The organism is Okeania sp. SIO2F4, assembly GCF_010672385.1.
Classification (GTDB): Bacteria; Cyanobacteriota; Cyanobacteriia; order Cyanobacteriales; family Microcoleaceae; genus Trichodesmium.
The window spans coordinates 1-3,646 of the sequence record NZ_JAAHGT010000961.1; the positions used below are offsets into that span (position 1 = coordinate 1).

General features: G+C 35.5%; 4 protein-coding genes. 2 read left to right on the plus strand and 2 right to left on the minus strand.

Annotated features, from left to right (window positions below):
- A partial coding sequence (locus tag F6K22_RS35585; protein ID WP_293109277.1) for a GNAT family N-acetyltransferase occupies positions 1 to 380 on the plus strand: 380 nt, incomplete at its 5' end.
- 85 nt (positions 381 to 465) lie between these two features.
- Positions 466 to 1,656: an FtsW/RodA/SpoVE family cell cycle protein gene (locus tag F6K22_RS35590; protein ID WP_293109279.1), complete on the plus strand. Its 1,191-nt coding sequence runs from the start codon at positions 466 to 468 to the stop codon at positions 1,654 to 1,656.
- 204 nt (positions 1,657 to 1,860) lie between these two features.
- Here F6K22_RS35590 and F6K22_RS35595 read toward each other — a convergent pair whose 3' ends face one another.
- A complete protein-coding gene (locus tag F6K22_RS35595) occupies positions 1,861 to 2,523 on the minus strand; it encodes a Crp/Fnr family transcriptional regulator (RefSeq protein ID WP_293109281.1) in 663 nt (220 codons plus the stop codon).
- Between the two features lie 735 nt (positions 2,524 to 3,258).
- A partial coding sequence (locus F6K22_RS35600) for a CHAD domain-containing protein (RefSeq protein ID WP_293109283.1) occupies positions 3,259 to 3,646 on the minus strand: 388 nt, incomplete at its 5' end.

Consider the following 3,646-nt stretch of genomic DNA (forward strand, 5'->3'; position numbering starts at 1 on the left):
TAGCAGATAAAGATGTCTTAGAAGTAGAAAAATTCTATCAAAATATAGGAGGAGAATTTTGGGTAATAGAACGACAAGGAAAAATATTAGGAACTTCAGCATATTATCCAATTGAACGAGGTAATAAAGCAGTCGAAATTAGAAAAATGTACTTATTACCAGAAATTAGATGTCAAGGATTAGGCAAATTCTTATTAAAAGAATTAGAAAAAAGAATTGCTGAACGTAAATTTCAAGAAATTTGGATAGAAACAGCAACAGTATTGCAAGAAGCTGTTAAATTATATGAAAGTAATGGTTATCAGTTAACAACTGGTGTCGAAACAAAACGTTGCGATCGCATCTATAAAAAAGTTTTAGATATGAAAGTAGTAGACTAAAACAACTTATTATGGTATCTTAAAATTTTTTCTTACCTATTCCCTATTCCCTATTCCCTATTCCCTATTCCCTACTCCCTAAATTATGGATTTACGTTATCTAATTCCTTTTTTTGACCCTAAAGTCCAAACATGGGCAATAGAAGCTAGATTATTACGATGGTTAACATTTCTCTGGCTATGTATAGGTCTAGTAGTATTATTTTCAGCTTCCTATGCCAGTGCTGCAACAGAATATGGAGACGGCCTATACTTCTTTAAACGCCAGTTAATATGGGTTTTAGTAGGGATGGTGGGATTCAATATAGTTGTTTATACCCCCTTGTCTGCAATATTACAAAGTGCCAAAGTAGGTTTAATTCTGATACTTACTCTATTATTAATTATCTTGATACCCGGAGTAGGAACCACTATTAATGGGGCAACTCGCTGGATATCTTTAGGCCCAGTACTGCTTCAACCCTCTGAACTAATGAAACCTTTTCTAGTGCTACAAGCAGCTTATTTGTTTAGTAAATGGAATCGCTTGAGTTGGTTAGTTAGAATAACTTGGTTATCCATTTTTTCTTTGGTACTAGCATCTATTCTCCTGCAGCCTAACTTGAGTACCACCGCTTTATGTGGTATGATTTTATGGTTTATTGCCTTTGCTGCTGGACTACCTTACTTTTATCTTGGAGGTATTGCTTTAGCTGGATTTCTTTTAGCTACCATTAGTGTCAGCATTAATGATTATCAAAGGAGGCGAATTCTTTCTTTTACAAATCCTTGGGCAGATGCAATGGGTGATGGTTATCAGTTGGTTCAAAGTTTACTAGCAGTTGCTTCTGGAGATATTTGGGGACGTGGTTTTGGATTATCTCAACAAAAGTTACATTTTCTCCCTATTCCCTACAGCGACTTTATATTTTCTGTTTATGCTGAAGAGTTTGGTTTTGTAGGGGCTTTAATATTATTTCTCTTATTAGTTGTCTACAGTATTATGGCTCTGAAAGTTGCCTTCAAAGCTCGACTCATGGAACATCAACTTGTAGCCATTGGAGTTATGATAGCCTTAGTAGGGCAGTCTTTACTCAATATAGGTGTTGCTACTGGAGCGCTACCAACTACAGGTTTGCCATTACCAATGTTTAGTTATGGTGGTAGTTCAATGATTGGTAGTTTGCTTTTAGCTGGATTATTAGTTCGGGTTGCTAGAGAAGAAAATCAGGCAGAAGTTTTAATATTAAAAGAACGTCGTGTACGACGGCGACGCTATGTGCAATCTAGGGAGTAGGGAATAGGGAGTAGGGAGTAGGGAGTAGGGAGTAGGGAGTAGGGAGTAGGGGAGAAGTAATTAATAATTCCTTGATAAGAATTAATTTTATTTTTAATTTTTGGAGAAGTCCAATAAATTTTTTCTATTCTGTCAAAACTATGGTCAGGGTTTCCCAGACTGAAAAGTATCTCATTGTCACCTAAGCGTAACGTCAGGAGTATATTAAGTTCTGCAATGAGTATTTCTGTCAAATCTAAACAAATCCGATGAGTTTGCAAAAGTCTCATTTCTCAAGATTAGATGGCGATCCTTATCTATACTAATCCACTCCTGCTGTTTTAATTTTCCTAATAGTCTGGTGACAGTTACTCGCGTAGTACCAATTGCAGCAGCAATATCTTGATGAGTCAAACGAATATTTAACCTAGTACCATCACCCAAAGATTGACCAAATTCTTGCTTTAACAACAATAATAATTGATACAGACGATCTTCTACTCGTCGTTTTCCAGCGATCGCTAATAAAGCCTCTGTTTGCCTAAATCGTCTTCCTAACTGAGGCAACAACTCTTGGGTTAGTTTTGGGGAAGTTTCTATTTCGATCATCGTGTAGAACATTAAACAAACATCTGACAAAGCAGTTGCTCGACAACTGTCCAAGTATGAAAAACAACTGCCAAAACACATAGAAGGCCCTGCCCAACCCAAAAGACCTTCTTCACCTACTGGATAAAGGGTACTGAGTCGCACTAAACCCTGACAAATTTGCCAAATACCTTGGGACATTAAAGGTATTGTTTCTCCTTTCTGATAAAAGTGTAGATGAGGTTCAGTGCCTACATGATGTTGATTAGTGTCTATAATTGCTCTTGAAGTTGGAGCCATATTTAAATATTTCAGTAAAAAAAATACTGATTTGTGATACACAGTGTCGAGCTTATCTCACTAAAGTAAAAATTAGGTAATTAAAAGATTAGTAATAGGTTAAGCTTTTTGAAGTCAGAAATCAGAAGTCAGAAGTCACAAGTAAAAATTAGTAGCTAGTTTTAATATCCCACTAATTGAAGTCAGAAGTCAGAAGTCAGAAGTCAGAAGTAAAAATTAGTGGCTAGTTTTAATATCCCACTAATTGAAGTCAGAAGTCAGAAGTCAGAAGTCAGAAGTAAAAATTAGTAGCTAGTTTTAATATCCCACTAATTGAAGTCAGAAGTCAGAAGTCAGAAGTCAGAAGTAAAAATTAGTGGCTAGTTTTAATATCCCACTAATTGAAGTCAGAAGTCAGATTAACCAATCCTCAATGTTTTAATAAGAGGTAATTATTAATTGTTAATAGACTTCTCCCAAAATAAAATCAATTCTTATCCATAAATTATCAATTACTCCCCCCTGTTCCCAGTCAAGTGTTCCCTGTTTCCTCTTTTCTGGAGAGGTCTAATTGTTAATTATCAATTATTGAACTACTGCCAATCTTCAACTATAAGAGTAGCAGTAAAAAGTTAGACCTTTTGACATCCTCCGGAGGTTCCCCTTTAGCGACAACGGAAATTTTTTTCCACTGCTGTCCTATTGCCATATAAGCTTTTGCCTGTTCTCTACTTATAGATATATACTCATTCAAAATTATGTCACAGGTCGCAATAATTCTGAGCGGAAATTTTGTCGAACTTGAATATTAAGATACCGTCTTTGCAAAAGTTGCCATTTCCGCAATGCTTTCTCTCGACTTTGTTTCAGTTGCATTGCCAAGTTGGGAAGAACTTTTTCAATGTTAGATTGCAATATCTTTTCCATAAATTCTCTTAAAACTGCACTATCTTGAATATCACCAAGATATTCTTGGAGTTCTTTCATATCTTTTAAATAAGCCTCATAAGTTGGGCCGTAAAATTCAGTAAATAAACTCATTTGGTAACGAACCCGCTTTACTTCTTTGCGCAAACTATGTAGGTTTTCCTCCTCAGTATCACTAATACTTATAGAATAATTATCATTCTTAATTTTCACGACT

Bases quoted from the DNA above. Each gene is read 5' to 3' on its own strand.
- F6K22_RS35595 (WP_293109281.1), bottom strand. From the start codon at position 2,523: ATGGCTCCAACTTCAAGAGCAATTATAGACACTAATCAACATCATGTA.
- F6K22_RS35590 (WP_293109279.1), top strand. From the start codon at position 466: ATGGATTTACGTTATCTAATTCCTTTTTTTGACCCTAAAGTCCAAACA.